The following is a 16,654-nucleotide window of genomic DNA, read 5'->3' on the forward strand; positions in this document are numbered from 1 at the left end:
TTCGAGGCAAAACCGAAGTCCGGCTCTTGCCGCTCGCGCTTCAAATCGCCGTTACTCGGCAGCTGCCTTTTCCGGCACCTTCACCGAACCGCCGGCCTTCTCGATCTTCTCGATCGCGGCCTTGGAGGCACCGGCGACGTCAAAGGCGAGCTTCGCCTTCAGATCGCCGTCGGACAGCACGCGCACGCCGTCCTTGACGCGACGAATGACACCGGCGGCGACGAGGGCCTCGGCCGTCACGGTCGCCTTCGCATCGAGCTTCTTGGCGTCGATCGCGGCCTGGATGCGGGCCAGCGACACGACGGTGAAGCTCTTGGCGAAGATGTTGTTGAAGCCACGCTTCGGCAGGCGCCGATAGAGCGGCATCTGGCCACCCTCGAAGCCGTTGACGGCAACGCCGGAGCGCGCCTTCTGGCCCTTGACGCCGCGACCGGCGGTCTTGCCCGAGCCGGAACCGATGCCACGGCCGAGACGCTTCTTGGAATGCGTCGCGCCGTCCTTGTCACGCAGATCGTTGAGTTTCATCTTGCTTCTCCTGCGCTCTTGCTCAGCCCTCGTCCACGACGCGGACGAGATGCTGGACGGCAGCGATCATGCCGCGCACGGAGGGCGTATCTTCCAGCGTGCGCTGCTTGTGCATCTTGTTGAGGCCGAGGCCGACCAGCGTCGCGCGCTGCTCCTTCGGCCGGCGGATCGGCGAACCGATCTGCTCGACGGTGATGGTCTTGGTTGCTTTCTTGGCCATGGTCAAAATCCCTGGTCAGCGTCGACTATTCTTCGGTCGCGACGGCGGTGCCGCGGCGAGCCTGAAGGGTCGAATACTTGATGCCGCGCGCGGCAGCCACATCCTTCGGATGCATCTGGCTCTTCAGCGCGTCGAAGGTGGCGCGAACCATGTTGTACGGGTTCGACGAACCCATCGACTTGGCGACCACGTCATGCATGCCGAGCGTCTCGAAGACGGCGCGCATCGGGCCGCCGGCGATGATGCCGGTACCCTGCTTGGCAGCGCGCAGCAGCACGCGTCCAGCACCCCAGCGTCCCTCGACGTCGTGGTGCAGCGTACGGCCCGAGCGCAGCGGCACGAAGATCATGTCGCGCTTGGCCGATTCGGTCGCCTTGCGGATCGCCTCCGGCACTTCGCGCGCCTTGCCGTGGCCGAAGCCGACGCGGCCCTTCTGGTCGCCGACGACGACGAGTGCTGCAAAACCGAAGCGACGGCCGCCCTTGACGACCTTGGCGACGCGGTTGATGTGGACGAGCTTGTCCACCATGCCATCGTCGCGCTCTTCGCGATCACGGCCGCGGCCGCCATCCCTACGTTCCTGTGCCATATCCTGTTCCTTGTTTTTTTCCGGAAGCACGGTTGATGATGATATCCGGTGCCGCTTTGGTCACCGGGGGTGAAAAACTAGAAGCTGAGCCCACCTTCGCGGGCAGCCTCGGCCAGCGCCTTGACGCGGCCGTGATAGATGTACGGGCCACGGTCGAAGACGACTTCCTTGACGCCGGCCTTCGAAGCACGCTCGGCAATCAACTTGCCGATCGCGGCGGCGGCCGCGGTGTCGGCGCCGGTCTTGAGCGAACCCTTGAGGTCCTTCTCGAGCGTCGATGCCGCGGCGATGGTGTGGCCCTTGGCGTCGTCGATCACCTGGACATAGATGTTCTTCGACGTGCGGTGGACCGAGAGCCGGGGGCGCTCGCCGGCGACCTTCTTGATCTGGCGGCGGACGCGCTGCGCACGGCGCTGCGTGGATTCCTTGGTACCCATGGTGGTTCTTCCTTGCCTTCAAAAAACGGGGGCCGCCATGTGCGGTAGGCGAAAGCGCCTCCCGCGACCGCTCCCCGCGGCGTTACACTTACTTCTTCTTGCCTTCCTTGCGGACGATCTTCTCGCCAGCGTAGCGCACGCCCTTGCCCTTGTAGGGCTCGGGACCGCGATACTCGCGGATCTCCGCGGCAACCTGGCCGACCATCTGCTTGTCGATGCCGGTCACGGTGATTTCCGTCGGCTTCGGCACGGTGATCGTGATGCCCTGCGGCGTCTCGTAGACGACGTCATGGCTGAAGCCAAGTGCCAGCTGCAGGTTCTTGCCCTGCATGGCGGCGCGGTAGCCGACGCCGGTGATCTCGAGCTTCTTCTCGAAACCGTCCTTGACGCCCTGCAGGATGTTGACGATCTGCGTGCGCGACATGCCCCACTTGGCGCGGGCGGTCTTGGTCTGGTCGCGCGGCTGGACGGCGATCTCGGTGCCTTCCATCTTGACCAGCACTTCGTCGTTCACCACGAACTTCAGCTCGCCCTTGGGGCCCTTCGCCGTCACGGTCTGGCCGTTGACGGACGCGGTCACGCCCTGCGGCAGCGAAACGGGTTTCTTTCCAATACGAGACATTTTGTTGTCCTCGTCACTTCTCTTGGTTCAGGTTCCAGTTTCCGAGCGTTCCCGAAAACCGGATACCGCTTTCGATATCTCGTGCCAGATCAGAAGATCTGGCAGAGGATTTCGCCGCCGACATTCTGCTCGCGCGCTTCGTGGTCGGCCATCACGCCCTTCGGAGTCGAAAGGATGGCGATGCCGAGGCCGTTGGCGACGTGCGGAATCGACTTGGCCGAAACGTAGACGCGGCGGCCAGGCTTCGAGACGCGGGCGATTTCGCGCACAACCGGCGCGCCGTCGAAATACTTCAGCTCGATCTCGATTTCGGACTTGCCGTTGTCGAAGTCGGTCTGGCTGTAGTCGCGGATATAGCCTTCCGCCTTCAGCACGTCGAGGACGCGGGTACGCAGGCGCGAGGCCGGCGTCGAAACGCTCGACTTCTTGCGGCCATAGGCGTTGCGGATGCGGGTCAGCATATCGCCGAGAGGATCGCTCAATGACATGTTATGTCCTCCTTACCAGCTCGACTTGACCAGGCCCGGGATCTGGCCGTTATTGCCGAGATCACGAAGCGCGATGCGCGATACTTTGAGCTTGCGATAATAGGCGCGCGGACGGCCGGTGACTTCGCAGCGGTTGCGGATGCGGATCTTGGCCGAGTTGCGCGGCAGCGCCGCAAGCTTCAGCTGGGCGCGGAAGCGCTCCTCCATCGGCTTGGACTGATCCATGATGATGTCCTTCAGGACCTTGCGCTTGGCGGCATACTGGTCCGCAAGCTTCCGGCGCCTGTTGTTCTTCTCGACTGAGCTGGTCTTTGCCATTTCAGATTTTTCCTTTTTCGCTGCCGTTACTGGCGGAAGGGGAAGTTGAAAGCCTTGAGCAATGCCCTGGCTTCGTCGTCCGTCTTCGCCGTCGTACAAACGATGACGTCCATGCCCCAGACCTGATCAACCTTGTCGTAGTTGATCTCCGGGAACACGATGTGTTCCTTGATGCCCATGGCGTAGTTGCCACGACCATCGAAGCTCTTCGGATTGAGTCCGCGGAAGTCGCGGACGCGCGGCAGCGCGATATTCACGAGACGGTCGAGGAACTCGTACATGCGTTCCTTGCGCAGCGTGACCTTGGCGCCGATCGGCATCTTCTCGCGGACCTTGAAGCCGGCGATCGAATTGCGGGCGCGGGTGACGACGGCCTTCTGGCCGGCGATCATCGCCAAGTCTTCGGCCGCGATCGAAGGCTTCTTCGAATCGCCGGTCGCTTCGCCGACGCCCATGTTCAGCACGATCTTGTCGATACGCGGAACCTGCATCTCGTTCTCGTAGCCGAACTGCTCCTGCAGCGCCTTGCGGATGGTCTCGTTGTAGACCTGCTTGAGGCGCGGCGTGTTGGCGGCAGCCGCCTGCTTGGATTGAGCCTTAGCCATTGATGACTTCTCCCGAGCGCTTGGCGACGCGCACCTTCTTGCCGTCCTTCTGGAAGATGAAACCGACGCGGGTCGGTTTGCCATCCTTGGGGTCGGCCAGCGCGATGTTCGACAGCTGGATCGGCGCTTCCTTGGTGATGATCCCGCCCTCTTGGGACTGGGACTGCTTCTGGTGACGACGGATCATGTTGACGCCGCGCACCAGCGCGGTGTCGTCCTTCGGCTGCACCGAGAGGACTTCGCCCGAACGGCCCTTGTCCTTGCCGGCCAGCACGACGACCTTGTCGCCTTTTCTAATCTTTTGCATTGGTCCGGCTCCTTACAGCACTTCAGGCGCGAGCGAGATGATCTTCATGTGGTTCTTGGCGCGGAGTTCGCGCGGAACCGGTCCGAAGATACGCGTGCCGATCGGCTCTTTCTTGTTGTCGACGAGAACGGCCGCGTTCTTGTCGAAACGGATCACGCTGCCGTCCGGGCGGCGGATGTCCTTGGCCGTGCGAACCACGACCGCCTTCATCACATCGCCCTTCTTCACGCGGCCGCGCGGAATGGCTTCCTTGATCGACACCACGATGATGTCGCCCACGGAAGCGTATTTCCGCTTCGAGCCGCCCAGCACCTTGATGCACATGACACGACGAGCGCCGGAATTATCCGCGACGTCGAGGTTTGTTTGCATCTGAATCATGACTGGCCGCCTTCTTCTCTTCTTAACGGGACGGGTTCTTCACCCCTCCCCGGTCTGTCCAAAATTCGTTTGTTACGCCTGGTCCGAGGCCACGACGATCCAGCGCTTGTCCTTGGAAATCGGCTTCGATTCCTGGATGAACACCTGATCGCCGACCTTGTGGGCGTTGTTCTCGTCGTGCGCCTTGTACTTCTTGGTCATGCGCACGGTCTTCTTCATCACGGGATGCGTGAAGCGCCGTTCGACCTTGACGACAACCGTCTTCTCGTTCTTGTCGCTGACGACGGTGCCCTGCAGAATGCGCTTTGGCATGGTTTTCGTCCTTAAGCCTTCTTGGCCGCGGATTTTTCCGCAGCGATGGTCTTGATGCGCGCAATGTCCTTGCGGACCTGCCTCACGCGCGCGGTCTTCTCGAGCTGGCCGGTGGCCTTCTGGAAGCGCAGGTTGAACTGCTCCTTCTTCAGGCTGGCCAAATCGTCGGTCAGCTGGTCCTGGGTCTTGGTCCGGATGTCTTCGGCTTTCATGATCAGCCCGTCCTTATTCTGCGATGCGCTGTACGAAGCGCGTCCTGACCGAGAGCTTGGCCGCGCCGAGACGCAGCGCCTCACGGGCGGTTTCTTCGTTGACGCCGTCGATCTCGAACATGATGCGGCCCGGCTTGACGCGCGCCGCCCAGTAATCGACCGCGCCCTTGCCCTTGCCCATGCGGACTTCGGTCGGCTTCGAAGTGACCGGCACGTCCGGGAAAATACGGATCCAGACGCGGCCGGCGCGCTTCATCTCGCGGGTGATCGCGCGGCGGGCCGCCTCGATCTCGCGCGCGGTGACGCGGTTCGGCTCAAGCGCCTTCAGCCCGAAACCGCCGAAATCCAGGTTGGTGCCGCCCTTGGCGGTACCATGGATGCGGCCCTTGAACTGCTTGCGGAACTTTGTGCGCTTTGGCTGCAGCATCGTTCTAACTCCAAATTCCTAAATGTCTCAGGCGTTTTCGCGACGGCGACCGCGTTCGCGCTCGCCACCACCACCGCCATGCGAATGATCGCCCTCGGTGGCGCGGCGCTCCGAAGCCATCGGGTCGTGCTCGAGGATCTCGCCCTTGAACACCCAGACCTTGACGCCGCAGATGCCATAGGCGGTGTTCGCCTCGGCCGTACCGTAGTCGACGTCGGCGCGCAGCGTATGCAGCGGCACGCGGCCTTCGCGGTACCATTCCATGCGCGCGATTTCAGCGCCGCCCAGACGTCCCGAGCAGTTGATGCGGATGCCTTCGGCACCGAGGCGCATCGCCGACTGCACCGCGCGCTTCATGGCGCGGCGGAACGCGATACGGCGCTCGAGCTGCTGGGCGATCGACTGGGCGACCAGCGTCGCGTCGATCTCGGGCTTGCGCACCTCGACGATGTTGAGGTGCGTCTCGGACTTCGTCATCTCCATCAGCTTCTTGCGAAGCTTCTCGATGTCGGCGCCCTTCTTGCCGATGATCAGGCCCGGACGCGCCGCATGGATGGTGACGCGGCACTTCTTGTGCGGACGCTCGATCACGACCTTCGAGATCGCGGCCTGCTTGAGTTCCTTCTCAAGATACTTGCGGATCTTGATGTCCTCATGCAGCAGCTGGCCGTATTCGCCGGTGTTCGCGAACCAGCGCGAATCCCAGGTACGGTTGATGCCGAGACGCAGCCCGATCGGATTGACTTTCTGGCCCATTATGCGGCCTCCCCTTTTTCCTCGACTTCACGAACGACGATCGTGAGGTGCGAGAACGGCTTCTCGATACGGCTGGCGCGACCACGGCCACGGGCATGGAACCGCTTCATGACGATCGACTTGCCGACATAGGCTTCCGCCACGATCAGCGCATCGACGTCGAGGTCGTGGTTGTTTTCCGCGTTGGCGATTGCCGATTCCAGCGTCTTCTTGACCGTGCCGGAAATCCGCTTGGCCGAGAATTCGAGGTCGGAAAGCGCTGTCGCGACCTTCTTGCCGCGGATCAGCGCGGCAACCAGGTTCAGCTTCTGCGGGCTGATACGGATCGTGCGCAGAACGGCGCGCGCTTCGTTGTCAGCAAGCCTGCGCGGAGCTTTGGCCTTGCCCATGATTATTTCCTCTTCGCCTTCTTATCCGCGCCGTGACCGTAATAGGTCCGGGTCGGAGCGAATTCACCGAACTTGTGACCGACCATGTCCTCGTTCACGGAGACGGGAACATGCTTCTGGCCGTTGTAGACACCGAAGGTGAAGCCGACGAACTGCGGCAGGATGGTGGAGCGGCGGCTCCACATCTTGATCACCTCATTGCGACCACCTTCACGAACCTTGTCCACCTTCTTGAGAAGGTAGCCGTCGATGAAGGGGCCTTTCCAAATAGAACGAGTCACTTGGCGTTACCTCTTCTTAGCTCTTGCGCTGATGGCGCGAGCGCAGGATGAACTTGTCGGTCGCCTTGTTGGACCGCGTCTTCTTGCCCTTGGTCGGCTTGCCCCAGGGCGAAACCGGATGGCGGCCACCCGAGGTGCGGCCTTCGCCGCCGCCATGCGGATGGTCGACCGGGTTCATGGTCACGCCGCGATTGTGCGGGCGCTTGCCGCGCCACACGGTGCGGCCTGCCTTGCCGTCATTGATGTTGCCGTGGTCGGGGTTCGACACCGCGCCGACGGTCGCCATGCAGGAGCCGTGCACGACGCGCTGCTCACCCGAGTTGAGGCGCAGGATCGCCATGCCCTGGTCGCGGCCGACAAGCTGGGCGTAGCCGCCCGCCGAACGGGCAACCTGGGCGCCCTTGCCCGGCTTCAGCTCGATGTTGTGGACGATCGTGCCAACCGGCATCGAGGCCAGCGGCATCGCATTGCCCGGCTTCACGTCGACCGCTTCGCCGGCCACGATCTTGTCGCCGGCGGCAAGGCGCTGCGGGGCGATGATGTAGGACAGCTCGCCATCGTCGTACTTGATCAGAGCGATGAAGGCGCTGCGGTTCGGATCGTATTCAATGCGCTCGACCGTGCCGACGACGTCGAACTTGCGACGCTTGAAGTCGATAATGCGGTACGTACGCTTGTGACCGCCGCCGATGAAGCGAGCCGTGATGCGGCCGTGATTGTTGCGGCCGCCCGACTTGGTCAGGCCTTCGGTCAGGCCCTTGACGGGCTTGCCCTTGTAGAGGCCCGAGCGGTCGACGATGACCAGCTGGCGGGTGCTCGGCGTTACCGGGTTGAATTTCTTAAGTGCCATTGTCCTGTCCTCGCGGCCTAGCTCAGAGACCCGTCGCGACGTCGATCGACTGGCCGTCGGCCAGCGTCACAACCGCCTTCTTGACGTCGCTCTGGCGGCCGATCGTGCCGCGGAAGCGCTTGATCTTGCCCTTGCGGACAAGCGTGTTCACGGCCATCACCTTGACGCCAAACAGCGCTTCGACAGCGGCCTTGATTTCCGGCTTCGACGCCTTCTTGGCGACGTTGAAGACGACCTGGTTCTGCTCGGAAGCCATGGTCGACTTTTCGGTGATCGCCGGCGAGACGATCACGTCGTAGTGACGAAGGTCGGTCATTTGAAGCGCTCCTCGAGAGCCTCGACGGCGGCCTTCGAAAGGACCAGCGTGCCGCGGCGCAGAATGTCGTAGACGTTGATGCCCTGGATGGGCAGCACGTCGATGTTCGGGATGTTGGTCGCCGCCAGCTTGAAGTTCTGGTCAAGCTCGGCGCCGCCGATCACCAAGGCGTTGGTCAGGCCGAGCGTCGCGAAATTCGCGATCAGCGCCTTCGTCTTGGCCTCGGTCAGCTTCAGCTCGTCGATGACGATGATCGAAGCGCTCTTGGCCTTGGCCGAGAGAGCATGCTTGAGGCCGAGCGCGCGAACCTTTTTCGGCAGGTCATGCTCGTGGCTGCGAACGACCGGCCCGTGGGCCTTGCCGCCGCCGCGGAACTGCGGAGCGCGTGCCGAATGGTGCCGGGCGCGGCCCGTACCCTTCTGCTTGTACATCTTGGCGCCGGTGCGCGCGATCTCGGCGCGGCCCTTGGCCTTGTGCGTGCCCTGCTGCTTCTTGGCCAGCTGCCAGCGCACGACGCGCTGCAGGATGTCCTCGCGCGGATCAAGGCCGAAAATCTCCTCGGAGAGTTTCACCTTGCCGGCGTCCTTGCCGCCCAGCGTTGTGATCTTGAGGTCCATTATTCCGCTCCCTCTGTGGCCGGGGCATCGTTCTTGGCGCCACTTTCGGCAGCAACGGCACGGATCGCGGCAGGCTTCGGCGCATTGGCCGGCAGCGCAACCTTGGCCGCGTCGCGGACCAGGATCCATGCACCCTTCGAACCGGGAACCGCACCGCGGATCAGGATCAGGCCGCGGTCGGCGTCGGTCGAAACGATCTCGACATTCTGCGTGGTGACGCGGGTGTCGCCCATGTGGCCAGCCATATGCTTGCCCTTGAACACCTTGCCCGGGTCCTGGCGCTGGCCGGTCGAGCCGTGCGTACGGTGCGAGACCGAGTTACCGTGCGTCGCGCGGCCGCCACCCATGTGGTGACGCTTGATGACGCCCTGGAAACCCTTGCCGATCGTCGTGCCGGTCACATCGACCTTCTGGCCGACGACGAAGTGCTCGACCGTAATCTCGGCACCGACATCGATCATGTTGTCGGCGGAGACGCGGAACTCGGCGACCTTCGCCTTCGGCTCGACGGAAGCGGTCGCGAAATGGCCGCGCATCGCCTTCGACGTGTTCTTCACCTTGGCAAGGCCAACGCCGAGCTGGACGGCGGTATAGCCGTTCTTCTCCTGCGTGCGCTGCGCCACGACCTGGCAGTTCTCCATCTGGAGAACGGTGACGGGAACATGCTCCCCGGCATCATTATAGATGCGGGTCATTCCCACCTTCTTTGCAATCACACCTGAACGCATCGGTTCAATTCCTTTAGAGTTCCGGGCCAGGGGCACCGCCCCTTACCGCGCTCTCATTCCCTTAGAGCTTGATCTCGACGTCCACACCGGCGGCCAGATCGAGCTTCATCAAAGCATCGACCGTCTGCGGGGTCGGATCGACGATGTCGAGCAGACGCTTGTGCGTGCGCATCTCGAACTGCTCGCGGCTCTTCTTGTCGACGTGAGGCGACCGGTTGACCGTAAACTTTTCGATCCGCGTCGGCAGCGGAATGGGGCCGCGGACGTTGGCGCCGGTGCGCTTGGCCGTCGACACGATTTCCCGTGTCGAGGCGTCGAGCACCCGGTGATCAAACGCCTTCAGGCGGATGCGGATATTCTGTCCGTTCATGCGTCACTTCCTTGTTCTGGCGCGGCGCGGGCAACTTCCGCGCCCGCGACAGATCGGTTTAAGTCCAAATTACTCTTTGATGGTGACGACGATGCCGGCACCGACGGTGCGGCCGCCTTCACGGATGGCGAAGCGCAGCTTCTCTTCCATGGCGATCGGCACGATCAGCTCGACATCGACCGTGATGTTGTCGCCGGGCATCACCATCTCGGTGCCTTCCGGCAGCGACACGATGCCGGTCACGTCCGTGGTGCGGAAGTAGAACTGCGGACGGTAGTTGGTGAAGAACGGCGTGTGACGGCCACCTTCGTCCTTGGTCAGGATGTAGGCTTCGGCCACGAACTTCTTGTGCGGCTTCACCGTACCGGGCTTGGCCAGGACCTGGCCGCGCTCGACGCCTTCACGATCAACGCCGCGCAGCAGCGCGCCGATGTTGTCGCCCGCCTGGCCCTGGTCGAGCAGCTTGCGGAACATCTCGACGCCCGTGCAGGTCGTCTTGGTGGTCGGACGGATGCCGACGATTTCCAGCTCCTCGCCGACCTTGACCACGCCGCGCTCGACGCGGCCGGTCACCACCGTGCCGCGGCCCGAGATCGAGAACACGTCTTCGATCGGCATCAGGAACGGCTTGTCCAGCGGACGAACCGGCGTCGGGATGTAGGCGTCGACCTGAGCCATCAGCTCGCGGATCGCGTCCTCGCCGATCGTCTTGTCGCTATCTTCAAGCGCGGCAAGCGCCGAACCCTTGACGATCGGAATGTCGTCGCCGGGGAATTCGTTCTTGGTCAACAGTTCGCGAACCTCGAGCTCGACCAGTTCGAGCAGCTCGGCGTCGTCGACCTGGTCGACCTTGTTCAAAAACACAACGATCGACGGCACGCCGACCTGGCGGGCCAAGAGGATGTGCTCGCGGGTCTGCGGCATCGGGCCGTCGGCGGCCGACACGACCAGGATCGCGCCGTCCATCTGCGCGGCACCGGTGATCATGTTCTTCACATAGTCGGCGTGGCCGGGGCAATCGACGTGGGCATAGTGGCGGTTGGCCGTCTCGTATTCGACATGCGCCGTCGAGATGGTGATGCCGCGGGCCTTCTCTTCCGGCGCCGCATCGATCTGGTCATAGCGCTTGTATTCGCCAAAATACTTCGTGATCGCCGCCGTCAGCGACGTCTTGCCATGATCGACGTGGCCGATCGTGCCGATGTTCACATGAGGCTTAGTGCGCTCGAATTTACCTTTTGCCACTGTGGTTCTCCGTCTTACTTTACCCGCTCGGGGAAATTGATATTCGCTCTATCCGTCCCGGAAACGCGCAAGAACTGCGGTTCCGGTGGCACAGGCATTCTTACGCGTACTTTTTCTGGACTTCCTGGGCCACCGCCGTAGGGACCGGCTCGTAGTGATCGAACTGCATCGTGTAGGCTGCGCGGCCCTGGCTCATCGAGCGCAAATTGTCGACGTACTTGAACATGTTGGCGAGCGGCACCATTGCGTTGATGACCACCGCCACGCCACGCGCTTCCTGGCCCTGGATCTGGCCGCGACGGCCGTTCAGATCGCCAATGACGCTGCCAACGTAGTCTTCAGGCGTCACCACCTCGACCTTCATGATCGGCTCGAGCAACTGCACGCCAAGCTTGGGCGCTGCTTCACGGAAGCAGGCACGGCCGGCGATTTCGAAGGCGAGCACCGAAGAGTCGACATCGTGGTAAGCGCCATCGATGAGCGTCGCCTTGACGCCGATCATCGGGAAGCCGGCGAACGGGCCGGACGTCATGACGCTGTTGATGCCCTTTTCGACACCGGGGATGTATTCCTTCGGAACGGCACCGCCGACGATCTTCGATTCGAACTCGAATTCGCTGCTTTCCGGATTCGGTTCGAACAGGAGCTTGACGCGGGCGAACTGGCCGGTACCGCCGGTCTGCTTCTTGTGCGTGTAATCCTGCTCGTGCTTGCGGGTGATCGTCTCGCGATAGGCCACCTGCGGCGCGCCGACATTGGCCTCGACCTTGAACTCGCGACGCATGCGGTCGACGATGATGTCGAGGTGGAGTTCGCCCATGCCGGAGATGATGGTCTGGCCGCTTTCCTCGTCGGTCTTGACGCGGAAGGACGGATCCTCGGCGGCCAGGCGGTGAAGAGCGAGGCCCATCTTTTCCTGGTCGTTCTTGGTCTTCGGCTCGATGGCGATCTGGATGACCGGATCGGGGAATTCCATGCGCTCGAGGATGACCGGATGCAGCGGATCACTGAGCGTGTCGCCGGTGGTCGTGTCCTTGAGGCCGGCCAGGGCGACGATGTCGCCGGCAAAAGCCTCTTCGACGTCGGCGCGCGAATTCGCATGCATCTGCAGCATGCGGCCGATGCGCTCTTTCTTGCCCTTGACGGTGTTGTCGAGCGAGACGCCCTTGGTCAGCTTGCCCGAATAGATGCGGGCAAAAGTCAGCGAGCCGACAAACGGGTCGTTCATGATCTTGAAGGCGAGCATCGACAGCGGCTCGTTGTCGTCGGCGTGACGCTCGATCTCGGCGTCGGTCTTGGCGTCGACACCCTTGATGGCGGGAACATCGGCCGGCGACGGCAGGTATTCAACGACGGCGTCGAGCAACGGCTGCACGCCCTTGTTCTTGAAGGCCGAGCCACAGAACATCGGGTAGAACTTGACCGCGATCGTGCCCTTGCGGATCAGCGAGCGGATCTCGTCATTCGACGGCATCTTGCCTTCGAGGTAATTCTCGAGTGCCGTCTCGTCCATTTCGACGGCGGCTTCGATCATCTTCTCGCGATATTCCTCGGCACGAGCCTTGAGGTCGGCCGGGATCTCGACGACATCCCAGGCAGCGCCCAGCGTCTCGTCGCGCCAGACCAGCGCGTTCATTTCGACGAGGTCGACAACGCCTTTGAATTCGGTCTCGGCGCCGATCGGCAGCTGCATGACGACAGCCTGCGCACCGAGGCGCGAGCCGATCATCTCGACCGAGCGGTAGAAGTCGGCGCCGATCTTGTCCATCTTGTTGCAGAAGATCATGCGCGGCACGCGGTACTTGTCGGCCTGGCGCCAGACGGTCTCCGTCTGCGGCTCCACGCCGGCATTGGCGTCGAGCAGCGCAATGGCGCCGTCGAGCACGCGCAGCGAACGCTCGACCTCGATGGTGAAGTCGACGTGGCCGGGGGTGTCGATGATGTTGAAGCGATGCATCTTGCCGTCACGACCCTTCCAGAAGGTCGTGGTCGCGGCGGACGTGATCGTGATGCCGCGTTCCTGCTCCTGCTCCATCCAGTCCATGGTGGCAGCGCCGTCATGGACTTCGCCGATCTTGTGCGACTTGCCCGTGTAATAGAGGACGCGCTCGGTGGTCGTCGTCTTGCCGGCGTCGATATGCGCCATGATACCGAAATTGCGGTAGTCTTCGATTTTGTATTCGCGGGCCATGGGAGGTGCCTCTCAGTCTCGTTCGCGCTTTACCAGCGATAATGCGCGAAAGCGCGGTTGGCTTCTGCCATCTTGTGGGTGTCTTCACGCTTCTTGACGGCGGTGCCGCGGTTGTTGGCCGCGTCCATCAGCTCGCCCGAGAGGCGGTCGATCATGGTGGTCTCGTTGCGGTTGCGGGCAGCCGCGATCAGCCAGCGGATGGCCAGCGCCTGACGGCGCTCGGGGCGCACATCGACCGGAACCTGGTAGGTGGCGCCGCCGACGCGACGCGAACGCACTTCCACATGCGGCGCGACATTGTCGAGCGCCTGATGGAAGACCGTGACCGGCTCCTGCTTGGTCTTCGACTGGACCTGGTCGAGCGCGCCATAGACGATGGTCTCGGCAACCGACTTCTTGCCGTCATACATGACGGCGTTCATGAACTTGGTGACGATCAGATCGCCGAACTTCGGGTCCGGATTGATCTCACGCTTTTCTGCACTGTGACGACGGGACATGGCTGTTGTCTCTCAATCTCAAGGCACGGCGCAGTCAAAAAAAGCGCCGAAGCCGGAAAACCTTACTTCGGACGCTTGGCACCGTATTTCGAACGGCGCTGCTTGCGGTTCTTCACACCCTGCGTGTCGAGCACGCCGCGAATGATATGATAGCGGACGCCCGGAAGGTCCTTCACGCGGCCGCCGCGGATCATGACCACGGAGTGCTCCTGAAGGTTGTGGCCTTCGCCGGGGATGTAGCCGATCACTTCGAAACCATTGGTCAGACGGATCTTGGCCACCTTGCGCAGAGCCGAGTTCGGCTTCTTCGGCGTCGTGGTGTAGACGCGCGTGCAGACGCCCCGCTTCTGCGGGTTCTGCTGCATGGCCGGGACCTTGTTGCGCTTCACCGGCGCCAGGCGCGGCTTGCGGATCAGCTGGTTGACGGTAGGCATTAAACCCTCTTGTCTCTCAATTCCGTGTCTTGCCCGGTCAGGGCCGCTCAAAGCGTCGTTTCCATACGCAAATTCGGGCCACAAACCGCGCCTCGCGGTCCTGCCCGAACAAATTGCAGAGGAAGCGGAAACCGCTTCATGCGCGCCGGAAATGTCTTTTCGCTCGTAAAACGAACCCTGTTTGAGGCAAACTCCAAAGCGTGTCGCTTCGGAAGGGAGAGCCTCACATCGGTTCTGACTGGGCGGCTTCTACTCGCAAGCCCGATGGCCGTCAACCCCGCGACACCAAATATTGCGCCGCAACCGGGGCTTGGCAGCCATGCGAAAAGCGCATGTAATTTTCTTTCGCAATTTTGCAAGGGCGAGGAAGAAAGTGACCGGCTTCTGGCTGTTGTCAGCCCGGCCTTCATGCCAAAAGGCGGCACGGGCAGTGCAAATCCGCTCGGCCGCCCAGTCTCTAGAGGAATCAGCCTGTGAACGACAATGAGGAGCGCCCGGTCACCATCATCACCGGCCGCGTCTGGAAGAGGAAAGGCGGCAAGCCGGAAGGCGTCCATGTGATGCTGGTCGCGCCCGATGACGATTCGGCTGTGCGCCGCGCGCTCGAATCGCTCGCCGCCGAGGGCTATGCCGAAGCCGAGCTCGACCAGATCGGCGACATGGACGGCATTCCCGACGACGAGCCGCATCTGTCGGCCTATCAGGGCGCGCTCGAAGGCGAAGTATCGATCGTCACCTTCGACGTGGCAATCTGACCGAGAGAATCGGCGGCTTGTCGCCCTCGTCGCCGCGCCCACCTCGCCCGGCTTGCCCGACACCGGTTCTCTGCTAAGAACCAGGCGAAATTCCAATCTGCGGAGTCCCCATGCCTTCGAACAATGGTCCCATCAAGCTCGGCATCGTCGGCGTCGGGAAAATCGTCCGCGACCAGCACCTTCCGGCCCTGGCCAAGGACGGGGATTATCGCCTCGTCGCCGCCGCCAGCCGGCACGGCAAGGTCGACGGCATTCCGAATTTCCATGACATCGAAGCGATGCTCGATGCGGTGCCGGAGCTCGAGGCCGTCTCGCTCTGCATGCCGCCGCAATTCCGCTATGATGCCGCGCGCACGGCGCTGATGGCGAAGAAGCATGTCTTCCTGGAGAAGCCGCCTGGCGCCACGGTCAGCGAGGTTGAAGACCTGAAGACGCTGGCGGCGGCAAACGGCGTCTCGCTGTTCGCCAGCTGGCATTCGCGCTATGCGCCGGCGGTGGAAGCCGCGCGCGCTTTCCTCGCATCAGCCAGCATCAAGTCGGCCGCCATCAACTGGAAGGAAGACGTGCGCCGCTGGCACCCAAACCAGGAATGGATCTGGGCGCCGGGTGGCTTCGGCGTCTTCGATCCCGGCATCAACGCGCTGTCGATCGTGACCCACATCCTGCCGGCAATGTTCATCACCTCTGCCGTCCTCGATTTTCCGGAAAACCGCGCCGCTCCTGTCGCTGCACACGTCACCTTCCGCACCTCGAACGGATTGCCGGTGACGATGGAGCTCGACTGGCTCCAGACCGGCCCGCAAAGCTGGGACATCCTGGCCGAGACCGACCGGGGCAATATGGTGCTTTCCGGCGGCGGCTCGAAGCTCGCCATCGACGGCAAGATCGTTCATGAAGAACCGGAAGGCGAATACCCGATGCTGTACAGGCGCTTCGCCGAGATCGTCCGCGCCGGCGTCTCCGACGTCGATCTCGCCCCGCTGCAGCACGTCGCCGACGCCTTCATGCTCGGCAAGCGCAATGTGGTGGAAGCGTTCTTCGATTGAGAGCGTCGTCTGCCGTTTTGCGTATCTGGCTCGCTTAGCCGTCAGTCAACGATCGCAATGGCAAAGCCGTCGTAGCCCTTGGCGCCGACCGTCTGGATAGCGGTGCCGTCCAGGCGCTTGTCGCCACCGATGAACGAGAACGCCGCGCGAGCACCTTCGACATTGGCGTCGCGGCCGTCCTCATCGAGCACGTCGCCGTCGCGGATGACGTTGTCGCAGACGATGACTGTCCCCGGCCTCGAAAGACGCATGGCCCAGGACAGATAGTTCGGGTTGTTCGGCTTGTCGGCATCGATGAAGATGAGATCGAACGGTCCGGCATTCTCGGCACCCAGCGCCGCAAGCGATTGCAGCGCCGGCCCGACCCGCAGCTCCACCCGGTCCGACACCCCTGCCCGGTCAAAGTTCGACCGCGCGACACTGGCGTGGTGCGGATCGAGTTCGAGCGTTACGATCCTCCCGTCCGAAGGCAGCCCGCGCGCCATCCAGATCGTCGAATAGCCGCCGAGCGTACCGATCTCGAGAATCTTCTTCGCCCCCTGCATGCGCGCCAGCAGCGAAAGCAGCTTGCCTTGCGCCGGCGAGACATCGATCGCCGGCAGGCCCTGATCATGGTTGGCCGCCAGAACGGAATCAAGGACTGGGTCCGGTTCAAACAGGGAGGCGACGATGTAGTCGTCGACGGCCGTCCAGCTCTTCTTGTTGCTCATCGTTTTCTCCTCCGATCGGATGC

At 62.7% G+C, this 16,654-nt stretch carries 29 protein-coding genes; 3 read left to right on the forward strand and 26 right to left on the reverse strand.

The features are described 5' to 3' along the window. Positions 1-51 precede the first annotated feature (51 nt). The 25 genes from rplO to rpsL form a co-directional block, all read right to left on the reverse strand. Positions 52-525, reverse strand: coding sequence for a 50S ribosomal protein L15 (gene rplO, locus A6B35_RS19770; RefSeq protein ID WP_006205448.1), 474 nt, complete (start codon positions 523-525; stop codon positions 52-54). A gap of 22 nt (positions 526-547) precedes the next feature. Continuing rightward, positions 548-745, reverse strand: coding sequence for a 50S ribosomal protein L30 (gene rpmD, locus A6B35_RS19775; RefSeq protein WP_006205449.1), 198 nt, complete (start codon positions 743-745; stop codon positions 548-550). Positions 746-770: 25 nt separating this feature from the next. Beyond that, positions 771-1,334, reverse strand: coding sequence for a 30S ribosomal protein S5 (rpsE, locus tag A6B35_RS19780; RefSeq protein WP_006205450.1), 564 nt, complete (start codon positions 1,332-1,334; stop codon positions 771-773). 77 nt (positions 1,335-1,411) lie between these two features. Further along, positions 1,412-1,771 (reverse strand): 50S ribosomal protein L18, encoded by a 360-nt coding sequence (rplR, locus tag A6B35_RS19785; RefSeq protein ID WP_006205451.1) that lies wholly within the window; start codon positions 1,769-1,771, stop codon positions 1,412-1,414. A gap of 88 nt (positions 1,772-1,859) precedes the next feature. Continuing rightward, positions 1,860-2,393, reverse strand: coding sequence for a 50S ribosomal protein L6 (rplF, locus tag A6B35_RS19790; protein ID WP_006205452.1), 534 nt, complete (start codon positions 2,391-2,393; stop codon positions 1,860-1,862). 89 nt (positions 2,394-2,482) lie between these two features. Continuing rightward, complete coding sequence (gene rpsH, locus A6B35_RS19795; protein WP_006205453.1) at positions 2,483-2,881, reverse strand: 30S ribosomal protein S8; 399 nt, start codon at positions 2,879-2,881, stop codon at positions 2,483-2,485. A 12-nt stretch (positions 2,882-2,893) separates the two neighbouring features. Further along, positions 2,894-3,199 carry a 30S ribosomal protein S14 gene (gene rpsN / locus A6B35_RS19800; RefSeq protein WP_006205454.1) on the reverse strand — a complete coding sequence of 102 codons (306 nt, stop codon included), beginning with the start codon at positions 3,197-3,199 and terminating at the stop codon, positions 2,894-2,896. A gap of 26 nt (positions 3,200-3,225) precedes the next feature. Continuing rightward, complete coding sequence (rplE, locus tag A6B35_RS19805) at positions 3,226-3,804, reverse strand: 50S ribosomal protein L5 (RefSeq protein WP_006205455.1); 579 nt, start codon at positions 3,802-3,804, stop codon at positions 3,226-3,228. Next, the gene (rplX, locus tag A6B35_RS19810; RefSeq protein WP_006205456.1) at positions 3,797-4,111 is read right to left on the reverse strand and encodes a 50S ribosomal protein L24; all 315 of its coding nucleotides are present in this window, start codon (positions 4,109-4,111) and stop codon (positions 3,797-3,799) included. Before rplX ends, rplE begins: the two co-directional genes overlap by 8 nt. A gap of 12 nt (positions 4,112-4,123) precedes the next feature. Further along, positions 4,124-4,492 carry a 50S ribosomal protein L14 gene (gene rplN, locus A6B35_RS19815; RefSeq protein ID WP_006205457.1) on the reverse strand — a complete coding sequence of 123 codons (369 nt, stop codon included), beginning with the start codon at positions 4,490-4,492 and terminating at the stop codon, positions 4,124-4,126. 72 nt (positions 4,493-4,564) lie between these two features. Continuing rightward, positions 4,565-4,804, reverse strand: a complete 240-nt coding sequence (gene rpsQ, locus A6B35_RS19820) for a 30S ribosomal protein S17 (protein ID WP_006205458.1) — start codon at positions 4,802-4,804, stop codon at positions 4,565-4,567. Between the two features lie 11 nt (positions 4,805-4,815). Beyond that, on the reverse strand, positions 4,816-5,016 hold the full coding sequence (gene rpmC, locus A6B35_RS19825; protein WP_006205459.1) for a 50S ribosomal protein L29: 201 nt from the start codon (positions 5,014-5,016) through the stop codon (positions 4,816-4,818). 13 nt (positions 5,017-5,029) lie between these two features. Beyond that, a complete protein-coding gene (rplP, locus tag A6B35_RS19830; RefSeq protein WP_006205460.1) occupies positions 5,030-5,443 on the reverse strand; it encodes a 50S ribosomal protein L16 in 414 nt (137 codons plus the stop codon). A gap of 27 nt (positions 5,444-5,470) precedes the next feature. After that, positions 5,471-6,199 carry a 30S ribosomal protein S3 gene (gene rpsC / locus A6B35_RS19835; RefSeq protein WP_006205461.1) on the reverse strand — a complete coding sequence of 243 codons (729 nt, stop codon included), beginning with the start codon at positions 6,197-6,199 and terminating at the stop codon, positions 5,471-5,473. Continuing rightward, the gene (gene rplV / locus A6B35_RS19840; protein ID WP_006205462.1) at positions 6,199-6,588 is read right to left on the reverse strand and encodes a 50S ribosomal protein L22; all 390 of its coding nucleotides are present in this window, start codon (positions 6,586-6,588) and stop codon (positions 6,199-6,201) included. The genes rpsC and rplV overlap by 1 nt, the downstream gene beginning before the upstream one ends. Positions 6,589-6,590: 2 nt before the next feature. Further along, positions 6,591-6,869, reverse strand: coding sequence for a 30S ribosomal protein S19 (rpsS, locus tag A6B35_RS19845; protein WP_006205463.1), 279 nt, complete (start codon positions 6,867-6,869; stop codon positions 6,591-6,593). A 16-nt stretch (positions 6,870-6,885) separates the two neighbouring features. After that, complete coding sequence (gene rplB, locus A6B35_RS19850) at positions 6,886-7,719, reverse strand: 50S ribosomal protein L2 (protein ID WP_006205464.1); 834 nt, start codon at positions 7,717-7,719, stop codon at positions 6,886-6,888. A 22-nt stretch (positions 7,720-7,741) separates the two neighbouring features. Next, positions 7,742-8,035 carry a 50S ribosomal protein L23 gene (locus tag A6B35_RS19855; protein ID WP_006205465.1) on the reverse strand — a complete coding sequence of 98 codons (294 nt, stop codon included), beginning with the start codon at positions 8,033-8,035 and terminating at the stop codon, positions 7,742-7,744. Beyond that, entirely contained in the window at positions 8,032-8,652 is a 621-nt protein-coding gene (gene rplD / locus A6B35_RS19860) for a 50S ribosomal protein L4 (protein WP_006205466.1), read from the reverse strand. Before rplD ends, A6B35_RS19855 begins: the two co-directional genes overlap by 4 nt. Further along, positions 8,652-9,380, reverse strand: a complete 729-nt coding sequence (gene rplC, locus A6B35_RS19865) for a 50S ribosomal protein L3 (protein WP_040583773.1) — start codon at positions 9,378-9,380, stop codon at positions 8,652-8,654. Before rplC ends, rplD begins: the two co-directional genes overlap by 1 nt. Positions 9,381-9,441: 61 nt before the next feature. Further along, positions 9,442-9,750, reverse strand: a complete 309-nt coding sequence (gene rpsJ / locus A6B35_RS19870; protein ID WP_006205468.1) for a 30S ribosomal protein S10 — start codon at positions 9,748-9,750, stop codon at positions 9,442-9,444. A gap of 69 nt (positions 9,751-9,819) precedes the next feature. After that, positions 9,820-10,995: an elongation factor Tu gene (gene tuf / locus A6B35_RS19875; protein ID WP_006202147.1), complete on the reverse strand. Its 1,176-nt coding sequence runs from the start codon at positions 10,993-10,995 to the stop codon at positions 9,820-9,822. Between the two features lie 100 nt (positions 10,996-11,095). Then, a complete protein-coding gene (gene fusA / locus A6B35_RS19880) occupies positions 11,096-13,186 on the reverse strand; it encodes an elongation factor G (protein WP_065518238.1) in 2,091 nt (696 codons plus the stop codon). 29 nt (positions 13,187-13,215) lie between these two features. Continuing rightward, on the reverse strand, positions 13,216-13,686 hold the full coding sequence (gene rpsG / locus A6B35_RS19885) for a 30S ribosomal protein S7 (protein ID WP_006202127.1): 471 nt from the start codon (positions 13,684-13,686) through the stop codon (positions 13,216-13,218). Between the two features lie 62 nt (positions 13,687-13,748). Continuing rightward, positions 13,749-14,120 carry a 30S ribosomal protein S12 gene (rpsL, locus tag A6B35_RS19890; RefSeq protein WP_006202128.1) on the reverse strand — a complete coding sequence of 124 codons (372 nt, stop codon included), beginning with the start codon at positions 14,118-14,120 and terminating at the stop codon, positions 13,749-13,751. Between the two features lie 138 nt (positions 14,121-14,258). Here rpsL and A6B35_RS35650 point away from each other — a divergent pair, with 138 nt between their 5' ends. The 3 genes from A6B35_RS35650 to A6B35_RS19900 all read left to right on the forward strand — a co-directional run bounded on the left by A6B35_RS35650 (position 14,259) and on the right by A6B35_RS19900 (position 15,921). After that, positions 14,259-14,597, forward strand: a complete 339-nt coding sequence (locus A6B35_RS35650; RefSeq protein ID WP_139032206.1) for a hypothetical protein — start codon at positions 14,259-14,261, stop codon at positions 14,595-14,597. Continuing rightward, on the forward strand, positions 14,594-14,875 hold the full coding sequence (locus A6B35_RS19895) for a hypothetical protein (RefSeq protein ID WP_006202129.1): 282 nt from the start codon (positions 14,594-14,596) through the stop codon (positions 14,873-14,875). Before A6B35_RS35650 ends, A6B35_RS19895 begins: the two co-directional genes overlap by 4 nt. Positions 14,876-14,985: 110 nt before the next feature. Continuing rightward, a complete protein-coding gene (locus A6B35_RS19900) occupies positions 14,986-15,921 on the forward strand; it encodes a Gfo/Idh/MocA family protein (RefSeq protein ID WP_006202130.1) in 936 nt (311 codons plus the stop codon). A gap of 41 nt (positions 15,922-15,962) precedes the next feature. Here A6B35_RS19900 and A6B35_RS19905 read toward each other — a convergent pair whose 3' ends face one another. Beyond that, entirely contained in the window at positions 15,963-16,631 is a 669-nt protein-coding gene (locus A6B35_RS19905) for an O-methyltransferase (RefSeq protein ID WP_006202131.1), read from the reverse strand. Between the last annotated feature and the right edge of the window lie 23 nt (positions 16,632-16,654).

This window comes from Mesorhizobium amorphae CCNWGS0123 (assembly GCF_001686985.1).
In the GTDB taxonomy this organism is placed as follows: domain Bacteria; phylum Pseudomonadota; class Alphaproteobacteria; order Rhizobiales; family Rhizobiaceae; genus Mesorhizobium; species Mesorhizobium amorphae.

What these genes read in the sequence shown, in the direction of transcription:
- rplO (WP_006205448.1), bottom strand. Translation starts at nt 525, where the DNA reads ATGAAACTCAACGATCTGCGTGACAAGGACGGCGCGACGCATTCCAAG.
- rpmD (WP_006205449.1), bottom strand. Translation starts at nt 745, where the DNA reads ATGGCCAAGAAAGCAACCAAGACCATCACCGTCGAGCAGATCGGTTCG.
- rpsE (WP_006205450.1), bottom strand. Translation starts at nt 1,334, where the DNA reads ATGGCACAGGAACGTAGGGATGGCGGCCGCGGCCGTGATCGCGAAGAG.
- rplR (WP_006205451.1), bottom strand. Translation starts at nt 1,771, where the DNA reads ATGGGTACCAAGGAATCCACGCAGCGCCGTGCGCAGCGCGTCCGCCGC.
- rplF (WP_006205452.1), bottom strand. Translation starts at nt 2,393, where the DNA reads ATGTCTCGTATTGGAAAGAAACCCGTTTCGCTGCCGCAGGGCGTGACC.
- rpsH (WP_006205453.1), bottom strand. Translation starts at nt 2,881, where the DNA reads ATGTCATTGAGCGATCCTCTCGGCGATATGCTGACCCGCATCCGCAAC.
- rpsN (WP_006205454.1), bottom strand. Translation starts at nt 3,199, where the DNA reads ATGGCAAAGACCAGCTCAGTCGAGAAGAACAACAGGCGCCGGAAGCTT.
- rplE (WP_006205455.1), bottom strand. Translation starts at nt 3,804, where the DNA reads ATGGCTAAGGCTCAATCCAAGCAGGCGGCTGCCGCCAACACGCCGCGC.
- rplX (WP_006205456.1), bottom strand. Translation starts at nt 4,111, where the DNA reads ATGCAAAAGATTAGAAAAGGCGACAAGGTCGTCGTGCTGGCCGGCAAG.
- rplN (WP_006205457.1), bottom strand. Translation starts at nt 4,492, where the DNA reads ATGATTCAGATGCAAACAAACCTCGACGTCGCGGATAATTCCGGCGCT.
- rpsQ (WP_006205458.1), bottom strand. Translation starts at nt 4,804, where the DNA reads ATGCCAAAGCGCATTCTGCAGGGCACCGTCGTCAGCGACAAGAACGAG.
- rpmC (WP_006205459.1), bottom strand. Translation starts at nt 5,016, where the DNA reads ATGAAAGCCGAAGACATCCGGACCAAGACCCAGGACCAGCTGACCGAC.
- rplP (WP_006205460.1), bottom strand. Translation starts at nt 5,443, where the DNA reads ATGCTGCAGCCAAAGCGCACAAAGTTCCGCAAGCAGTTCAAGGGCCGC.
- rpsC (WP_006205461.1), bottom strand. Translation starts at nt 6,199, where the DNA reads ATGGGCCAGAAAGTCAATCCGATCGGGCTGCGTCTCGGCATCAACCGT.
- rplV (WP_006205462.1), bottom strand. Translation starts at nt 6,588, where the DNA reads ATGGGCAAGGCCAAAGCTCCGCGCAGGCTTGCTGACAACGAAGCGCGC.
- rplB (WP_006205464.1), bottom strand. Translation starts at nt 7,719, where the DNA reads ATGGCACTTAAGAAATTCAACCCGGTAACGCCGAGCACCCGCCAGCTG.
- A6B35_RS19855 (WP_006205465.1), bottom strand. Translation starts at nt 8,035, where the DNA reads ATGACCGACCTTCGTCACTACGACGTGATCGTCTCGCCGGCGATCACC.
- rplD (WP_006205466.1), bottom strand. Translation starts at nt 8,652, where the DNA reads ATGGACCTCAAGATCACAACGCTGGGCGGCAAGGACGCCGGCAAGGTG.
- rplC (WP_040583773.1), bottom strand. Translation starts at nt 9,380, where the DNA reads ATGCGTTCAGGTGTGATTGCAAAGAAGGTGGGAATGACCCGCATCTAT.
- rpsJ (WP_006205468.1), bottom strand. Translation starts at nt 9,750, where the DNA reads ATGAACGGACAGAATATCCGCATCCGCCTGAAGGCGTTTGATCACCGG.
- fusA (WP_065518238.1), bottom strand. Translation starts at nt 13,186, where the DNA reads ATGGCCCGCGAATACAAAATCGAAGACTACCGCAATTTCGGTATCATG.
- rpsG (WP_006202127.1), bottom strand. Translation starts at nt 13,686, where the DNA reads ATGTCCCGTCGTCACAGTGCAGAAAAGCGTGAGATCAATCCGGACCCG.
- rpsL (WP_006202128.1), bottom strand. Translation starts at nt 14,120, where the DNA reads ATGCCTACCGTCAACCAGCTGATCCGCAAGCCGCGCCTGGCGCCGGTG.
- A6B35_RS35650 (WP_139032206.1), top strand. Translation starts at nt 14,259, where the DNA reads ATGCGCGCCGGAAATGTCTTTTCGCTCGTAAAACGAACCCTGTTTGAG.
- A6B35_RS19900 (WP_006202130.1), top strand. Translation starts at nt 14,986, where the DNA reads ATGCCTTCGAACAATGGTCCCATCAAGCTCGGCATCGTCGGCGTCGGG.
- A6B35_RS19905 (WP_006202131.1), bottom strand. Translation starts at nt 16,631, where the DNA reads ATGAGCAACAAGAAGAGCTGGACGGCCGTCGACGACTACATCGTCGCC.